Here is a 16,907-nt window from a genome sequence, read left to right as displayed (position 1 = left end):
CCGTGCGGACTGGCGCGAATGAAGTTTTCGCGCCTCCGCCTTCTCGGTTTCAAGTCCTTTGTCGAGCCCGGCGAGTTCGTCATCGAACGCGGGCTCACCGGCATCGTCGGGCCGAATGGCTGCGGCAAGTCCAATCTCGTCGAAGCGTTGCGCTGGGTGATGGGCGAAAGCTCGTACAAGAACATGCGCGCCTCCGGCATGGACGACGTCATCTTCTCTGGTTCCGGTACGCGCCCGGCGCGCAACACCGCTGAAGTCACGCTGTTCCTCGACAATACCGACCGCACCGCGCCCCCCTCCTTCAACGACGCCGACGAGTTGCAGGTGTCGCGCCGCATCGAGCGCGAAGCCGGCTCCGTCTACCGCATCAACGGCAAGGAAGCCCGCGCCAAGGACGTGCAACTGCTGTTCGCCGATCAGTCTACCGGCGCGCGCTCGCCGTCGATGGTGGGGCAGGGCCGCATCGGCGAACTGATCCAGGCAAAACCGCAGGCGCGCCGCGCGCTGCTGGAAGAGGCGGCCGGCATTTCCGGCCTGCACACGCGCCGCCATGAAGCCGAGCTTCGCCTGCGCGCTGCCGAACAGAACCTCGAGCGGCTCGACGATGTCGTCGGCGAGCTCGAAAGCCAGATTGAAAGCCTGAAGCGCCAGGCCCGACAGGCATCGCGCTTCAAGAACCTGTCAGCCGACATCCGCAAGGCGGAGGCCACGCTGCTGCATCTGCGCTGGACGCTGGCCAAGGCGCAGGAAGGCGAAGCGCAGTCGGCGCTGGCCACGGCGACCTCGCTCGTCGGCGACCGTGCCGCAGCCCAGATGGCGGCGGCCAGGGACCAGGCCGTAGGCGCCCACAAACTGCCCGAGATGCGTGACGGCGCGGCTGCTGCCGCTGCTACCTTCCAGCGCCTGTCCATTGCACGCTCGCAGCTCGAGGAGGAAGCCGGCCGCATCAATTCGCGCCAGAGCGAACTCGACCGCCGCCTGCAGCAGCTCGATGCCGACATTGCCCGCGAGCAGCGCATGATTGGCGACAACGCCGCGATCCTGGCGCGTCTCGATGCCGAGGAGAAGGCGCTCAACGACGAGAATGCCGGCGCGACCGATCGCGAGACGTATACGCGTGCCGCTTTCGAGGAGGCGATGGCGACATTGGCGCTGACCGAGGCCGAGCTTGGCCGGCTGACCGCCGAACGCGCCGAGGCGGCAGCTGGCCGCACCCAGGCCGAGCGCGCCATGCGCGACGCTGCCGAGCGCCGCGACCGTTTTGCTCGCCAGCTTGCCGAACTGGATCGCGAGGCCAGCGAAATCGCGGCGCGCATTTCGACGCTGGCCGACCCGGCGGAAAAGCAGATGCTGGCCGAGGCAGCACAGGAAGCGCTTGAAGAAGCCGAGTTCGCAGCAACCGAGGCCGAGCGCGCCGTCACCGAGGCACGCCAGACCGAGGCCTCGTCGCGCACGCCGCTGCAGGAGGCCAAGGCCGAGCTGGCGCGGATCGAGACCGAGGCGCGCACCCTGGCCAAGATCATCAACGCCGCGTCTGGCGATCTTTTCCCGGCGGTGCTGGAGCAGATCGGCGTCGAGCGCGGCTTCGAGACGGCGCTGGGTGCTGCCCTTGGTGACGATCTCGAAGCCGCGCTCGACCGGGCCGCACCGGTGCACTGGGGTGACGCCAAGGTGGCTGCGGGCGACCCGAAGCTGCCCGAAGGCGTGCGCAGCCTCGCCGAGGTCGTGCGCGCCCCGCAGCAGCTGGCGCGCCGTCTCGCGCAGATCGGTGTCGTCGACGCCACCGATGCGGCTAGGTTGCAGCCGCAACTTGCGCCCGGCCAGAGGCTGGTGAGCAAGCAGGGCGGGCTGTGGCGCTGGGACGGATTGACCGCAAGCGCCGACGCACCCACCGCCGCGGCACAGCGTCTGGCCCAGAAGAACCGGCTTGCCGAGCTCGATGCCGAAGCTGTCCAGGCGACGCTTTTGGTGCGCGCGGCCGAAGAGGCCTTGGCGCGGGCTGAAAATGCCGTTCGCGAAACCACCGAAGCCGAGCGACAGGCGCGGCAGGCATGGCGCGACGCCCAGCACCGTGTCGGTGCGGCGCGCGACGCCCTGGCTCAGGCGGAAAAGGCCGCCGGCGAGCTGACAAGCCGCCGTGCTGCCCTGGACGAAGCACGCGCGCGTGTCGCCGATGCGCATGAAGAAGCGCAGGCCGGCTATGTCGAAGCCGAGGACATGCTGGGCTCGGCACCCGATCTCGCCGACCTTCAGGCGCGGCTCGAACAGCTTTCCGGCGCCGTCGCGCGCGATCGCTCTGCCGTCGCCGACGCCCGTGCCGTGCATGACGGCCTCAACCGCGAAGCCGAGGCGAGAGCGCGCCGGTTGACGGCGATCGCCGCCGAGCGCCAGAGCTGGGTGCTACGTGCCGAAAGTGCCGCCGAGCAGGTTGAAGCGCTGGCCGAGCGGCGCGAGGAAGCCGCTGCCGAACGCGAATTGCTGGCCGAGGCGCCCGACGAGCTCGACGCGCGTCGCCGGGCGCTGATGTCGCAGCTGACGCAGGCGGAAGCCCTGCGCAAGGAAGCGTCCGACCGTCTCCAGGATGCCGAGAACAAGCAGTCGGTTCTCGACAAGGCCGCAACCGCCGCGATCCAGGGATTGGCCGAAGCGCGTGAAGCGCGGGCGCGCGCCGAGGAGCGCCTGACGGCAGCCGACGAACGCCGTCGCGAGGTCGAGGGGCGCATCCAGGAGGTGCTTGCGACGCCGCCGCACCTGGTGATCCGCCATACCGGCCTGGAGGCGGACGATCCGATGCCCGATCCCGCCGAAGTCGAAAGGTCGCTGGAGCGCCTCAAGATCGAGCGCGAGCGGCTTGGTGCCGTCAACCTGCGTGCCGAAGAAGAGCAGAAGGAGCTATCCGACCGGCTCGAGGCGATCGTCTCAGAGCGCGAGGACATCATCGAGGCGATCCGCAAGCTGCGCCAGGGCATTCAGGGCCTGAACCGCGAAGGTCGTGAACGCCTGCTGGCCGCCTTTGACCTGGTCAACGGCCATTTCAAGCGCCTGTTCACCCATCTGTTCGGTGGCGGCACCGCCGAGCTTCAGCTGATCGAGTCGGAGGACCCGCTCGAAGCCGGTCTCGAAATCCTCGCCCGACCGCCCGGCAAGAAGCCGCAGACGATGACGCTGCTGTCGGGCGGCGAGCAGGCGCTGACGGCGATGGCGCTGATCTTTGCGGTGTTCCTGACCAATCCGGCGCCGATCTGCGTGCTCGACGAGGTCGACGCGCCGCTCGACGACCACAATGTCGAGCGCTTCTGCAACCTGATGGACGAGATGTCGGCATCGACCGAGACGCGCTTCGTCGTCATCACCCACAATCCCATCACCATGGCACGCATGGACCGGCTGTTCGGCGTCACCATGGCGGAGCAGGGGGTAAGTCAGCTGGTTTCGGTCGACCTGCAGGCCGCTGAATCCCTGCGCGAGGCGAGCTGAGCGAAAGACAGCTGTCCGGCAACGTCGCCGAACGTCTGGTGAGGTGCCTGGGACCAGCTGTGCGAGGCGGAGCTACTTGAGCTTGAGGCTGTAGTGCTTGCGGTGGCGCCGATAGTTGATCTGACGCAGCGCAGTCTGCCCGAGCGCCTTGACCGATACGGTCCAATGCCGCTTCAGCTTGACCTCGTTGCGGTCGGCCTCGATCAGGCTGCCGCCGAGCTCGGCACTGACGTCGGTCACGAGGTTGGGCTTGACCGATAGCACCCTGAGCTTGAGCTCCCAGAAGAACTTAATGTCTTCGTCGATCTGGCGGTAGACGGTGGCCCGGCTGAGGAAACTCTCCGCGCCACGCCGGGTGATGAGGTAACCGACCATGCCGGCGGTCGGGCTGCCATGTGAAACGATGGCGATGTCGGCCACCCCAACCGACTCTACGACCGGTCGATCCTGGAAGTCGAACAGCTTGAGAATGTCCCATTCCACAGGCGCCTGCTGCAGTGCCGCTATGCGGGCGGCAAAGGCTGCCGGCTCCAGCAGGCGGAAATCGTCCTCGAGGATGAGAGCCATAGGCGCGTCGGTGTCGAGGAAGGCGCGCATTGCCTTGCGGTGGCTGGCATAGGCGGCCACTTCGGCCGGCGCCAGCGGGCGCTTGGAATGCTTGCGGTTCTGTCTGGCGTCGTAAAGCTGAACGGTTTCAGCGCATTGAGGGGTAAGGCCTTCGACGAACGCGAAGGGCCACGAGAGCGCTGAAAGCTGTGCATGCGCCGACTTGCGCCGGGGCCCAGCTTCGGCATCCACTGTCACGACGAAGGTGACCGGCAACGACGAAGTCATATAGTGGCTCACTTATATGTGTGTACCGCTAAACTACGCTTAACCATTGGGCAACATGGCCAAGCGTCCGAATGCAACGATATTTTGTGCGGTGGTTGAATCTCATAAACTCGGCGCAACGTACAGTAGGAAAATGGCGGGCAGCGCAAAAGCCGTGCGCCGCCAGGTCATCGACCTACGAGCCGGCGGCTTCGGCGAGAAGATACGAAAGCGCCATGTTGCGCTCGTCGTCGTGCAATATGTCCATGTCGAACAGCTTCATGCTGCGTAGCCCTTCAATGACCAGGAACGCCACGACCAGCTTGGCGGCATCCGGCGTTTCCGATTTCAGCCTGTCGAGCAACTGGCGCTTGAAGTCCCTGACAGGATTGAGAAAATCCGGATCTTCGGCAAGTGCCGCGAGCACCCCGGCCGCTGACGGCTGCTTCTGCTCGCACTCTCGCGCCGACAGTTCAATGTAGGCGGTCAGACTATTTTTGGTAGTATCGCCGCGCTTGGCTGCTTCCGCCTCGAGCGCATCCTCGAAGGTTTTGAGATAGTCCTGGACCAGCGCCTGCATGAGCTTGGCCTTGGTCGGGAAATTGTACAGCAGCCCACCCTTCGATACGCCGGCACGCTGGGCCACTGCGTCGAGCGACAGGTTGCCCGGACCGACGATGTCGGCCAATTCGCTGGCTGCGGCGAGGATTTTTTCGCGAGAGCTTGGTCTGTGGCCCGACATTGTGGTGTCTCCTTGGGATCACACTATCGTGGATTGACAATACCGTCCAGACGGTACAGTAAGCCCGGCACTCTTGGGTTTTCCAAGAAACCGGTCCAATGTGCATCACGGCCTCCCGGATGCCGATTCCTTACCGATTGGGGATCTCCTTTGATAAAGCGTCTCATCATCGCTCTCGTACTGCTTGTTGTCATTTGCGGCGGCATCGTCGGATTCAACATCTTCCGCGACAATGCGATCCAGCAGTTCTTCGCCAATATGCCGGTTGCGTCGGTGACGGTGGCGACCGCCAAGGTCGAACCCGCCCCCTGGACGCCAGGCATTGAAACGATCGGCACGGTCAATGCCTCGCAGGGCGTCGACCTGACGGTCGAGCAGGCCGGCATCATCAAGGACATCAATTTCGCCGCCAACCAGCGCGTCAAGCAGGGCGACGTGCTGATCCAGCTCGACGACACCGTCCAGCAGGCGGACCTCGCCGCGTCCAAGACGCAGGCAGCACTCGACCAGCAGTCGCTCGACCGCGCCATCGAGCTGCAGCGCCGCGGCGTCGGCTCGGAAGTGGCGCTCGATGCGGCCCGCGCAACGGCATCGACGTCGGCATCGCAGGTGCAGAAGCTGCAGGCGGTGCTCGACCAGAAGCAGCTGCGCGCCCCGTTTTCCGGCACGATCGGCATTCCCAAGGTCGATGACGGACAGTATCTCGCCCCGGGCACCATCGTTGCCACCCTGCAGGATCTCGACACCATGCGGGCAGACTTTTCCGTTCCGGAGCAGCAGCTTGGCTCGCTGAAGATGGGCCAGCCGGTAGCCTTTGGCGTCACCGCCGACGACATGGCTTTCAAGGGCAGCGTTGTCGGTATCGATCCCAAGGTCGACCCGCAGAGCCGCCTCGTTTCGGTCCGCGCCGAGATCACCAATCCGGAAGGCAAGCTGAGCCCCGGCCAGTTCGTGCGCGTGCGCGTTGAGCTGCCCCGGGAAGACGGCGTGCTGGCCGTGCCGCAGACGGCACTGACCACCAGCCTTTATGGCGACTATGTCTATGTCGTGCGTCCCGCCGAGGCCAAGCCTGACGCTGCCGCAGCCGCTCCGGCAGTTGCCGCACCTGCAGATGCTTCGGCCGCACCTGCCGAAGCGAAGGCTGAACCGGCGCTCACGGTCAGCCAGGTCTTCGTCAAGGTCGGCCGCCGTTCGGAAGGCCGCGTCGAGATCATCGAGGGCGTCAAGGCCGGTGATGAGCTGGTCATCGCAGGCCAGAACAGGCTGACCAACGGCACCCATGTCAAGGTCGACAACACGGTTTCGCCGGTAACCTCTGCTGACGCCAAGGCGGCCGCAAAATGAGTTTCTCTGACATCTTCATCCGCCGCCCCGTCCTTTCGACGGTGGTTGCCCTCATGATCCTGCTCCTGGGCTTCCAGGGGCTGTTCAACCTGTCGGTGCGTCAGTATCCCAAGGTGGAGGAGACGGTGATCACGATCACCACCGTCTATCCCGGCGCCAGCGCTGACCTGATCCAGGGCTTCATCACGGCACCTATCGCCGCCGCCGTGGCGACGACCGAAAACATCGACTATGTGACCTCGCAAAGCCGGCCGTCGTCGAGCACGGTGACGGTGCAGATGGAGCTCGGCTCCAATCCCGACACGGCTTTGACCGAGGTGATGTCCAAGGTCCAGCAGGTGCGCGGCCAGTTGCCGTCCGACGCCAAGGACCCGACCATCGTCAAGGGCACGGGGCAGCAGTTCGCCATCATGTATCTGGCGATGCAGAACCCGAACATGAGCTCGGAGGAGCTTACCGAATATATTCAGCGCGTCATCCGTCCACGCATGTCGACGATCGAGGGCGTTGCCGAGGTTCAGGTTCTGGGTGCCGCCAACTATTCGATGCGTGTCTGGGTCGACCCGGTGAAGCTCGCCGCGCGTGGCCTGACCGCAGCCGAAGTGCTGCAGGCCATCAACAAGTCCAACTTCCTTTCGGCGCCGGGCAAGACCAAGAACGAATACGTCGCTTATTCGATCACCATGAAGTCGACGCTGCAGACGCCGGAAGCATTTGGCGAACTGCCGCTCAAGTCTGACAACGGCAACGTCGTCAGGCTGCGCGATGTCGCACATGTCGAGCTCGCCGCCGAAAGCACCGACACCGTCGTCAACTTCAACGGTGAACCGGGCACCTTCATCGGCATCTTCCCGACGCCGTCGGCCAATCCGCTCAACACGGCAGCCGCGGTCATCAACGAACTGCCGGCGATCAGTGCCAGCCTGCCGCAGGGCATGACCATCACCATGGTCTACGACTCGACCGAGACGATCAGCGCCTCGATCGAAGAGGTGTTCAAAACCATCGCCGAAGCGGTGGCCATCGTTATCGTCGTCATCCTGCTGTTCCTCGGTTCGTTCCGCTCTGTGCTGATGCCCGTGGTGACGATCCCGCTGTCGCTGATCGGGGTCTGTTTCATCCTGTTGATGAACCGGGCAAAGATTTGCCCGGCGTGCTGACCTACCGCGACCTCGACGACGTCAATGCCATGCTGCTCGCGGCCCAGTCACGCGCCAGGGCGGTGGTGATCGGCGGCGGACTGCTCGGCCTCGAGGCCGCGGCGGGGCTCAAGGAGCAGAGCATGGATGTGACGGTGCTGCACGTCATGCCGACGCTGATGGAACGCCAGCTCGATCCTGCCGCCGGCTACCTCCTGCAGAAGGCGGTCGAGGCGCGCGGCATCAAGGTGATGACCAAGGCCAACACCAAGGCCATCGTCGGCAATGGCAAGGTCGAGGGCGTGGAACTCGCCGACGGCACCATCATCCCGGCGACGCTGGTGGTGATGGCGGTCGGCATCCGGCCCAATGCTTCGATCGCCAGGGATGCCGGCATCGAAACCAATCGCGGCATAACAGTCGACCACGGCATGCGCACCTCCGATCCCGACATCCTGGCGCTTGGCGAATGCGCCGAGGTCGGCGGCCAGATCTACGGGCTCGTCGCGCCGCTCTACGAGATGGCGCGCGTCGCAGCCAGCCATCTTGCCGGCGACAACACTGCCCGCTTCGTCCACTCGGACACGCCGACCAAGCTCAAGGTCACCGGCATCGACCTCTATTCGCTCGGCGACTTTGCCGATGGCGACGACCGCGAGGAGATCGTGCTGCGCGATGCCGCAGCCGGCATCTACAAGCGCCTGGTGCTCAAGGACAATCGTGTCATCGGCACGGTGCTCTATGGCGAAACGGGTGACGGCGCCTGGTTCAACGACCTCAAGAAGAAGCAGACCGACATCTCGGAGATGCGCGACACGCTGATCTTCGGCCAGACCTATCAGGGAGGATCGCCGCTGGACCCTATGGCGGCCGTTGCGGCACTGGCGGATGATGCGGAAATCTGTGGCTGCAACGGCGTCTGCAAGGGCAAGATAACAGGTACCATCGCCGCGAAGGGGCTGACCTCGCTCGACGATGTGCGGGCCCACACCAAGGCGTCCGCTTCCTGCGGCTCCTGCACCGGGCTTGTCGAGCAACTGATGTCGCTGACTTTGGGCGATAGCTACAATCCCACAGCCGTGCAACCCATGTGCAAGTGCACCGAGCTCGGCCATGACGACGTGCGCCGCCTGATCAAGGCCAAGGGGCTGAAGACGATCCCCGAGGTCATGCAGGAGCTGCATTGGAAGACCTCTTGCGGCTGCGCCAAGTGCCGGCCGGCGCTCAACTACTACCTCGTCTGCGACTGGCCGGACGAATATGCCGACGACTACCAGTCGCGTTTTATCAACGAGCGTGTCCACGCCAACATCCAGAAGGACGGCACCTATTCGGTGGTGCCGCGCATGTGGGGCGGGGTGACCAATGCGAATGAGCTGCGCGCCATCGCCGATGTCGTCGACAAGTTCGAGATCCCGCTGGTCAAGGTCACGGGCGGCCAGCGCATCGACATGCTGGGCATCCGCAAGGAGGACCTGCCTGCAGTCTGGTCCGATCTCGGCAAGGCCGGTTTCGTCTCTGGCCACGCCTATGCCAAGGGCCTGCGCACGGTGAAGACCTGCGTCGGCTCCGACTGGTGCCGTTTCGGCACCCAGGACTCGACTGGACTCGGTATCCGCATCGAGAAGTTCATGTGGGGCTCGTGGACGCCGGCCAAGCTCAAGATGGGGGTGTCCGGCTGCCCGCGCAACTGCGCCGAGGCGACCTGCAAGGACATCGGCATCATCTGCGTCGACAGCGGTTTCGAGATCCATTTCGCCGGTGCCGCCGGCCTCGACATCAAGGGCACCGAGGTGCTCGGCCTGGTGAAATCGGAGGACGAGGCGCTCGAGGTGATCGTCGCGCTGACGCAGATGTATCGCGAGCAGGGCCGCTATCTCGAGCGCATCTACAAATGGGCAAAGCGCGTTGGGGTTGCAGAGATCAAGCGCCAGATCCTCGACGATGCCGAGAGGCGCGCGGCCTATTACGAGCGCTTCGTCTTCAGCCAGAAATTCGCTCAGGTCGACCCATGGTCGGAGCGCGTCTCCGGCAAGGACAAGCACGAGTTCCGCCCGATGGCCTCGGTCGGCTTTGCGGAGGCAGCGGAATGAGCGAGATGGACTGGATCGCAATCGGGACAATCGCCGACATACCGTTGCGCGGCGCGCGCTGCGTCGACACACCCCAGGGCAAGATCGGCGTGTTCCGCACCGCCGAAGACCAGGTCTTCGCCATCGAGGACCATTGCCCGCACAAGGGCGGGCCGCTGAGCCAGGGCATCGTCCATGACGCCTCGGTGACCTGCCCGCTGCACAACTGGGTGTTTTCGCTGGAAACCGGTAAGGCGCAAGGCGCCGACGAAGGCTCGGTCAGGACCATTCCGCTCAAGGTCGAGCACGGGCGGCTGTTCATCGCGCTCGAGCTTCGCGCATCGAAGGCTGCCTGACCATGATGGATGCACGCGAGGTGAGGACCACCTGTCCCTATTGCGGGGTGGGTTGCGGCGTGCAGGCGCGGGTCGCTGCGGACGGCACGACGTCCGTGCGCGGCGACCCCGGCCATCCCGCCAATGCCGGCAAGCTTTGTTCCAAGGGGTCGGCGCTCGGCGAGACGCTCGGCCTCGACGGGCGGGTGCTCTATCCCGAGATCGGCGGCCGCAGCACCTCCTGGGACGCGGCGCTCGATCTGGTGGCAAGTCGCTTCTCCGACACCATCGCCCGGCATGGACCGGATGCGGTCGCCTTCTATGTCTCGGGGCAATTGCTGACCGAGGACTATTACGTCGCCAACAAGCTGATGAAGGGATTCATCGGCTCGGCCAACATCGACACCAATTCGCGGCTGTGCATGGCTTCCAGCGTCGCCGGCCACAAGCGCGCCTTCGGCGAAGACATCGTGCCCGGCGTCTACGCGGATTTAGAACAGGCCGACCTTGTCGTGCTGGTCGGTTCCAACACCGCCTGGTGCCATCCGATCCTCTACCAGCGCCTGCTCGCTGCGCGGACCGAGCGTGAAATCAGGATCGTCGTCATCGATCCGCGCCGCACGGCCACCGCTGCCGAATGCGACCTGCACCTACAGCTCAGGCCAGGCACCGACGTGGCGCTGTTCAATGGCCTGCTGGCGCATCTCGCCGGCAGCGACGCCATTGACCGGGCCTATGTCGGCGCCCATACGTCCGGCTTCGATGCGGCGGTCAGCCTCGCTTGCGCCGACGCGCCGACGCCCCGGCGTGTCGCCGAAAGCTGCGATCTCGACACGGCCGATGTTGCCGCCTTCTACGACTGGTTCGCGGCGACGGAGCGCACCGTCACCGTCTACAGCCAGGGCGTCAATCAGTCGGCCCATGGCACCGACAAGGTCAATGCCATCCTCAACGGCCACCTCGCGACGGGGCGCATCGGCAGGCCGGGCATGGGGCCGTTTTCGGTCACCGGCCAGCCCAACGCCATGGGCGGCCGGGAGGTCGGCGGCCTTGCCAACCAGCTTGCCGCGCACATGGGTTTCGACGATCCCCAGGCTCCGGACCGGGTTGGCCGCTTCTGGCGCACGCCTGATATCGCCCGCAAGCCGGGCCTCAAGGCCGTCGACATGTTCGAGGCGGCAAGCGACGGGCGCATCAAGGCGCTCTGGGTGATGGGCACCAACCCGGCCGTCAGCATGCCGGATGCCGGCAAGGTGCGCGCTGCCCTGAAGGCCTGTGAATTCGTCGTCGTCTCGGACGTCACCCGCACCGACACCAGCCAGTTCGCCGACGTGCTGCTGCCTGCCGCGGCCTGGGGCGAGAAGGACGGCACGGTGACCAATTCCGAGCGCCTGATATCGCGCCAGAAATCGTTCCTGCCGATGCCGGGCGACGTCCGCCCGGACTGGTGGATCGTGTCGCAGGCCGCCCGGCGCATGGGCTTTGCCGAAGCCTTCGACTACGCCAGCCCGGCGGCGATCTTTCGCGAGCATGCGGCACTTTCTGCCTTCGAGAATGACGGCGCCCGCCTGTTCGACATTGGCGGCCTCGCCGGCATCGAGGACAGCGACTATGACACGCTCGCGCCGCTGCATTGGCCATTTCGCGCCGGTGCTTCAGCCGGGGTCCAGCGGTTGCTGGGTGATGGATGCTTTCCCACCGCCGATGGGCGCGGACGTTTCGTCGCCGTCCGCCAGGAAGGCGCGGCACTGCCGGTCGACGCCGCTTTTCCGCTTGTCCTCAACACTGGCCGGCTGCGCGACCAGTGGCACACAATGACCCGGACGGGCAGGGTGCCGCGCCTGATGGCCAATGCGCCGGAGCCGGTGATCGAGCTGAACGCGGCCGACGCCGCTAGGCTCGGGATCGCCGACGGCGATCTTGTCCGCATCGAAAGCCGCTTTGGCGGTGGCCGGGCCAAGGCAGTCGCCAGCGGCAGCCAGCGGCGGGGCGAGGCCTTCCTGCCGATGCACTGGAGCGGGCGCTTTGCCGCCAACGCCGCCGCCGGATCGCTGTCGGCGCCGGTCACCGACCCATTTTCCGGCCAGCCGGAACTCAAGCATGTCCCGGTACGGATCGCCCGCGAGCCGGTCGCCTGGGCCGGCGTGCTGATGACCCGCCGCGACATCAGGCCGACGGGCTTTGTCCATTGGAGCCGCGCGGCGGTGGCAGGCGGCTGGGTCTATGAACTTTCCGGCACCGAACCGCCCGAACAGGGCATCCTGCTCGCCCGCCGGCTGGTCGACGTCGTGCCGGCCGACCAGTTGCTCGAATACACCGACCGACGGAGCTCGACCTTTCGCGCTGCTGCGACCGACGGCGAGGGTAGGCTCGCCGAGGCGCTGCTGGTCGCGCCGCACGGTCACCTGCCCCAACGCGACTGGCTGTTGTCGCTGCTCGCCTCGGTCGAGCCGCTGACGGCACTCGATCGCCGCGCGCTGCTGTCGGGGCGCGCGCCGGTGCCGGTGCCGTCAGTCGGTCGCATCGTCTGCTCCTGCTTCAATGTCGGGGTGAACCAGCTCACCGCCGCGATATCAGGCGGCAGCGCCAGCCTCGACGACATCGGCAAGGTGCTGAAGGCCGGCACCAATTGCGGCTCCTGCCGGTCGGAGATCAGGACGATGCTCGAGGCATCACGGCTGATGGCGGCGGAGTGAACCCTCAGGGCTGGGCGGAGAGGCGGACGTCGTGGAGCGCGCCGATGTCGGTCTATCGGACCTTGAGCGCCGCCACGGCGGCCTCGCTGCGATGGATGTGGTCGTTCGCATCGGCCTGGCGCTGGACAAGCAGGATGAACAGCAGGTCGGTCAGGGCCAACTGCGCGTCGCGGGCGGTGATCGACGACGAGCGGACATTATCCTCGTCGCTGACCGAGTGAAGCACGACATCTGCAATCGCGCTCAGCGGATTGTCCCTGAGCGAGGAGATGACGACGACGGCAGCACCGCGCTGCTTGGCGAGTTCGGCGATGCGGACCGTCTCGATGCTGGTGCCCGAATGCGAGAATGCCAGCAGCACGTCACGCGATCCCAGCGACGCTGCGCTGGCGAGCTGCACATGGCTGTCGCTGTCGTGCAGCACGTTGCGCCCGAGCTTCATCAGCTTGATGGCGAAGTCGCGCGCGACGAGCGATGAGGCGCTGACGCCGGCGAGGTGGATGCGATCGGCCCGGTCGAGCAGGTCGAGAACCCGCCCGACGGTCTGTTCGCTGTTGACCGACATCGTCTGCTGCATCGCCGCAAGCTTGCCGGCCACCAGCTTCTGCTGCACGGCGACATAACCGTCGGCGCGGTCGATGCTGCCATGGACCATGCCGGGCGGTGCCTGCCATTGCTGGGCCTTGGCCTCGCTGACCGCGAGCTTCAGCTGCTGGTAGCTGGCATAGCCGAGCTTCTGCGCGAATTTCACCACGCTGGACTGGCTGCGCCCCGTCTGTTCGCCCAGCGCCACCGACGACAGGCGCAGCATTTCGTCTGGATTGTCGACGATGAACTGGCCGATCTGCCGGTCGGCCGGCGCCATGGTGTCGAGCGTCGCAATGATTTTCGTGAGAACCGACATGAAGCTCCTCGGGGCTCTCTCATCCAGCTGATGTTAAGGAATAGAATATTCCAGGCAAGGTTGACAGAGAAGAATATTGCGATCAACTCTCTTGTCAGTTCGGCCGGTGCGATCGGCTGCTGAACGGATTCTTTGATATGGACAAGTTGCGCATCGTCGGCGGGCAAAGGCTGCAGGGCGCGGTCGCCATTTCAGGCGCCAAGAATGCGGCCTTGCCGCAGATCGCGGCCTCGCTGCTTAGCCCGGAACCGCTCCACCTGACGAACCTGCCTGCGGTGAGCGACGTCGAGAACATGCTCGGCGTCATCACCCAGCATGGCGCCGAAATCAGCCGCCAGGGCCGCTCCGTCCATGTCGACGCGAGCAAGGCCTCGTCGCGGGAAACCAGCTACGACACGGTGCGCAAGATGCGCGCCACTGTGCTGGTGCTGGGGCCGCTGCTTGCCCGTTTCGGCAGGGCCGAGGTGTCGCTGCCCGGCGGCTGCGCCATCGGCGCACGGCCCGTCGACATGCACATCAAGGCGCTCGGCCAGTTGGGCGCCGACATCGGCATTCGCGGCGGCTCGATCGTTGCCGCCGCGCCGCAGGGGCTGACTGGCGCACGCATCGTGCTCGGCTCGCCTTCGGTGGGCGCGACGGAGACGGCGATGATGGCGGCAACTGCGGCACGGGGCGAGACCGAGATCGTCAACGCCGCCCGTGAGCCCGAAGTGATGGACCTCGCCGCCTGCCTCGGCGCCATGGGCGCAAACATCGAAGGGGCAGGCACGCACCGCATTCTCGTCCAGGGCGGCACGTCCTGGCGCGCGGCCAGCCATCACACCATCCCCGACCGTATCGAGGCGGGAACCTATGCGATTGCCGCAGCGATTACAGGCGGCCAGCTCGAGCTGACCAATGCGCGGCTCGAGCATATGGCATCGGTCGTGCAGGTGCTGGAGGCGGCGGGTGTCAGCGTCTGGCCGGGCGACCGCGGGCTGATCGTGTCGCGCGAAGGTCCGTTGACGGCGGTCGATGTCACCACGGAGCCATATCCGGGCTTTCCGACCGATCTCCAGGCCCAGTTCATGGCGTTGATGTGCTGCGCGCCGGGCGCGTCGCTGTTGCGCGAGACGGTGTTCGAGAACCGCTTCATGCATGTGCCCGAACTGGCTCGCCTCGGCGCCAACATCACCTTGCAGGGCACGACGGCGCTGGTACGCGGTGGCACCCCGCTGCGCGGGGCGCAGGTCATGGCCACCGATCTCCGGGCGTCGGTGTCGCTGGTGCTCGCAGCCCTGGTCGCCGAGGGCGAGAGCATCGTCAATCGCGTCTACCACCTCGACCGGGGCTATGAGAGCCTCGATCGCAAGCTCCAGATGTGCGGAGCGACAATCGAGCGGCTACCCGGATGAGCTCGGTCGCGACCCCCCGTTTCTATCTCGGCGTCGATGGCGGCGGCACCGGTTGCCGCGCCCGCATCGTCGACGAGGCCGGCGACGTGCTTGGCCAGGGCCTCTCCGGTCCGGCGACGACGCGGCTCGGCATCGATATCGCCTGGGCGTCGATCGCCCGCGCCTATGGCGCGGCGGTCGAGGAGGCCGGCTTCGGCGCTGCGGAACTGGCGCGCACCTTTGCCGGCATCGGCCTTGCCGGCATTGGCCGCAAGGGGGCGCTGGAGGCGCTGCTGGCGCTGGAACACCCCTTCGCCACCATCGGCTTCACCAGCGACGGCATGGGTGCCTGCCTTGGCGCCCATTCGGGCAAGGACGGCGCCATCGTCATTGCCGGCACCGGTTCGATCGGGCTGGGTTTCGTCGAGGGACGGGACCTCAGGGTCGGCGGCTACGGCTTTCCGATCTCGGATGAGGGCAGTGGCGCCGATCTCGGCCTGAAGGTGGTGCAACTCGCACTCCGCGCCAATGACGGCCGGCATGATCGCTCGGCCCTTCTCAGCGAGGTCATGCAGCGCTTCCACAACGATCCGATGGAAGCTGTGGCCTGGATGGACCGGGCAACCGCCACCGACTACGCAGCACTTGCGCCCACCGTCATGCGCCATGCCGACCAGGGGGACGCCGCCGGACGCCGCATCGTGCAGGCGGCGGCAGAGCAGATCGACACCATCGTGCGCACCCTGTTCGACAAGGGCGCGCCGCGCGTCACCCTGCTCGGCGGTCTGGCCAGCCCGCTGGAACCCTGGCTTGCGCCCGATGTTCGCCGTCGCCTCAAACCGGCGGATGGCGACGCCGTATCGGGGGCGATCATCCTGGCCCGACAGCTCGACCGGACCTTCATTGCCAAGGAATAATCCATTCCAAAATTTGTTGACAATAGGAATATGTCATTCTAGAAAGTTAATGAAAGCCTAGGAGAACCGGCTCCGGAGGCTCTTGCATTTTGAGAACCGGGCAGGTGGCGACAAGTGTCAGAACAAGCCTTGATTTCGGAACTGGGGCGATTGGTTTCCGAGGAGCGCAACCCGCGCACCATGGACATCGACCTCTTGCCGACCATCGACGTCCTCAGGAAAATCAACGACGAAGACAAGCTTGTCGCCCATGCGGTCGAGAATGTGATTTCAGAGATCGCCGCTGCCGTTGACCGCACCATCGCAGCCTTCCGGCAGGGCGGGCGCCTGATCTATATGGGCGCCGGCACCAGCGGCCGCATCGGCGTGCTCGATGCCTCCGAGTGTCCGCCGACTTTCAGCGTGCCTGCGACCATGGTGGTCGGCCTCATTGCCGGCGGCTACAGCGCGCTGCTGAAGGCAACCGAAGGGGCCGAGGACAGCCAGACCAAGGGCGCCGAGGCGCTGGCCGACATCGAACTGACATCCAAGGACGTCGTCGTCGGGATCGCGGCGAGCGGCCGCACGCCCTATGTCATTGGCGGCCTGAATTATGCAAAGAAAGTCGGCGCCACCGCGGTGGCTTTGTCCTGCAACCCGCAGTCGGCGATCGCTGAAATCGCCGACATCGCCATTTCGCCCGTTGTCGGCCCCGAGGCGCTGACCGGTTCGACGCGGATGAAATCGGGAACGGCCGAAAAGCTGGTGCTCAACATGCTGACCACCGCCAGCATGATCGGCATCGGCAAGACCTATGAAAACCTGATGGTCGACCTGAAGGCCTCGAACAAGAAGCTCGTGGCGCGTGCCGCCCGCATCGTCATGCAGGCAGCCGAATGCACGCTGGAAGAGGCGCAAACTGCGCTCGCCCAGACCGACAACGACGTGAAGCTGGCAATCCTCATCGTCATGACGGGGATGGAGCCTGCCGCGGCGCGATCAGCGCTGGACGATTCCAAAGGCTTCTTGCGGCAAGCAATCCAGGATGCGAAGCAGGCATCCATGTGATCCGGGCAACTGAGTGATCCGGGCGGCCATTCCAGCCGCCGGCGAAAG

The 16,907-nt window shown here is 65.7% G+C and carries 10 protein-coding genes and 2 pseudogenes; 9 read left to right on the top strand and 3 right to left on the bottom strand.

From position 1 onward, the window contains the following. The first annotated feature begins 18 nt into the window (after positions 1–18). A complete protein-coding gene (smc, locus tag DY201_RS22085) occupies positions 19–3,477 on the top strand; it encodes a chromosome segregation protein SMC (protein ID WP_115733076.1) in 3,459 nt (1,152 codons plus the stop codon). Between the two features lie 72 nt (positions 3,478–3,549). Here the strand turns inward: smc and DY201_RS22080 are convergent, their stop codons facing one another. Next, complete coding sequence (locus DY201_RS22080; RefSeq protein WP_131922214.1) at positions 3,550–4,311, bottom strand: glycosyltransferase family 25 protein; 762 nt, start codon at positions 4,309–4,311, stop codon at positions 3,550–3,552. 175 nt (positions 4,312–4,486) lie between these two features. Beyond that, on the bottom strand, positions 4,487–5,032 hold the full coding sequence (locus tag DY201_RS22075; RefSeq protein ID WP_115733074.1) for a TetR/AcrR family transcriptional regulator: 546 nt from the start codon (positions 5,030–5,032) through the stop codon (positions 4,487–4,489). A gap of 150 nt (positions 5,033–5,182) precedes the next feature. Here DY201_RS22075 and DY201_RS22070 point away from each other — a divergent pair, with 150 nt between their 5' ends. The 5 genes and pseudogenes from DY201_RS22070 (at position 5,183) to DY201_RS22050 (ending at position 12,618) form a co-directional block, all read left to right on the top strand. Then, positions 5,183–6,376 carry an efflux RND transporter periplasmic adaptor subunit gene (locus DY201_RS22070; RefSeq protein WP_115733073.1) on the top strand — a complete coding sequence of 398 codons (1,194 nt, stop codon included), beginning with the start codon at positions 5,183–5,185 and terminating at the stop codon, positions 6,374–6,376. Continuing rightward, a pseudogene (locus DY201_RS22065) lies at positions 6,373–7,500 on the top strand (efflux RND transporter permease subunit); the annotation flags it as partial. The gene DY201_RS22070 and the pseudogene DY201_RS22065, both read left to right, overlap by 4 nt. Before the next feature lie 8 nt (positions 7,501–7,508). Then, positions 7,509–9,608, top strand: a pseudogene (nirB, locus tag DY201_RS22060) (nitrite reductase large subunit NirB); the annotation flags it as partial. A 5-nt stretch (positions 9,609–9,613) separates the two neighbouring features. Continuing rightward, positions 9,614–9,943: a nitrite reductase small subunit NirD gene (gene nirD, locus DY201_RS22055; protein WP_115733927.1), complete on the top strand. Its 330-nt coding sequence runs from the start codon at positions 9,614–9,616 to the stop codon at positions 9,941–9,943. Positions 9,944–9,945: 2 nt separating this feature from the next. Further along, complete coding sequence (locus tag DY201_RS22050; protein ID WP_115733072.1) at positions 9,946–12,618, top strand: nitrate reductase; 2,673 nt, start codon at positions 9,946–9,948, stop codon at positions 12,616–12,618. A 52-nt stretch (positions 12,619–12,670) separates the two neighbouring features. Here DY201_RS22050 and DY201_RS22045 read toward each other — a convergent pair whose 3' ends face one another. After that, the gene (locus DY201_RS22045; RefSeq protein WP_115733071.1) at positions 12,671–13,522 is read right to left on the bottom strand and encodes a MurR/RpiR family transcriptional regulator; all 852 of its coding nucleotides are present in this window, start codon (positions 13,520–13,522) and stop codon (positions 12,671–12,673) included. A 137-nt stretch (positions 13,523–13,659) separates the two neighbouring features. Between DY201_RS22045 and murA the strand changes: the two genes are divergently transcribed. The 3 genes from murA (at position 13,660) to murQ (ending at position 16,859) form a co-directional block, all read left to right on the top strand. Continuing rightward, entirely contained in the window at positions 13,660–14,916 is a 1,257-nt protein-coding gene (murA, locus tag DY201_RS22040; RefSeq protein WP_115733070.1) for a UDP-N-acetylglucosamine 1-carboxyvinyltransferase, read from the top strand. Further along, positions 14,913–15,812, top strand: coding sequence for a glucosamine kinase nucleotide-binding domain-containing protein (locus tag DY201_RS22035; protein WP_115733069.1), 900 nt, complete (start codon positions 14,913–14,915; stop codon positions 15,810–15,812). The genes murA and DY201_RS22035 overlap by 4 nt, the downstream gene beginning before the upstream one ends. A 114-nt stretch (positions 15,813–15,926) precedes the next feature. Further along, positions 15,927–16,859 (top strand): N-acetylmuramic acid 6-phosphate etherase, encoded by a 933-nt coding sequence (gene murQ, locus DY201_RS22030; protein WP_115733068.1) that lies wholly within the window; start codon positions 15,927–15,929, stop codon positions 16,857–16,859. The last annotated feature ends 48 nt before the right edge of the window (positions 16,860–16,907 follow it).

Origin of the sequence: Aminobacter aminovorans (genome assembly GCF_900445235.1) — a bacterium.
Lineage (GTDB): Bacteria > Pseudomonadota > Alphaproteobacteria > Rhizobiales > Rhizobiaceae > Aminobacter > Aminobacter aminovorans.
This window is presented reverse-complemented; position numbering and strand designations above follow the sequence as displayed.

What these genes read in the sequence shown, in the direction of transcription:
- murA (WP_115733070.1), top strand. Translation starts at nt 13,660, where the DNA reads ATGGACAAGTTGCGCATCGTCGGCGGGCAAAGGCTGCAGGGCGCGGTC.
- DY201_RS22050 (WP_115733072.1), top strand. Translation starts at nt 9,946, where the DNA reads ATGATGGATGCACGCGAGGTGAGGACCACCTGTCCCTATTGCGGGGTG.
- DY201_RS22080 (WP_131922214.1), bottom strand. Translation starts at nt 4,311, where the DNA reads ATGACTTCGTCGTTGCCGGTCACCTTCGTCGTGACAGTGGATGCCGAA.
- smc (WP_115733076.1), top strand. Translation starts at nt 19, where the DNA reads ATGAAGTTTTCGCGCCTCCGCCTTCTCGGTTTCAAGTCCTTTGTCGAG.
- DY201_RS22075 (WP_115733074.1), bottom strand. Translation starts at nt 5,032, where the DNA reads ATGTCGGGCCACAGACCAAGCTCTCGCGAAAAAATCCTCGCCGCAGCC.
- DY201_RS22035 (WP_115733069.1), top strand. Translation starts at nt 14,913, where the DNA reads ATGAGCTCGGTCGCGACCCCCCGTTTCTATCTCGGCGTCGATGGCGGC.
- DY201_RS22045 (WP_115733071.1), bottom strand. Translation starts at nt 13,522, where the DNA reads ATGTCGGTTCTCACGAAAATCATTGCGACGCTCGACACCATGGCGCCG.
- nirD (WP_115733927.1), top strand. Translation starts at nt 9,614, where the DNA reads ATGGACTGGATCGCAATCGGGACAATCGCCGACATACCGTTGCGCGGC.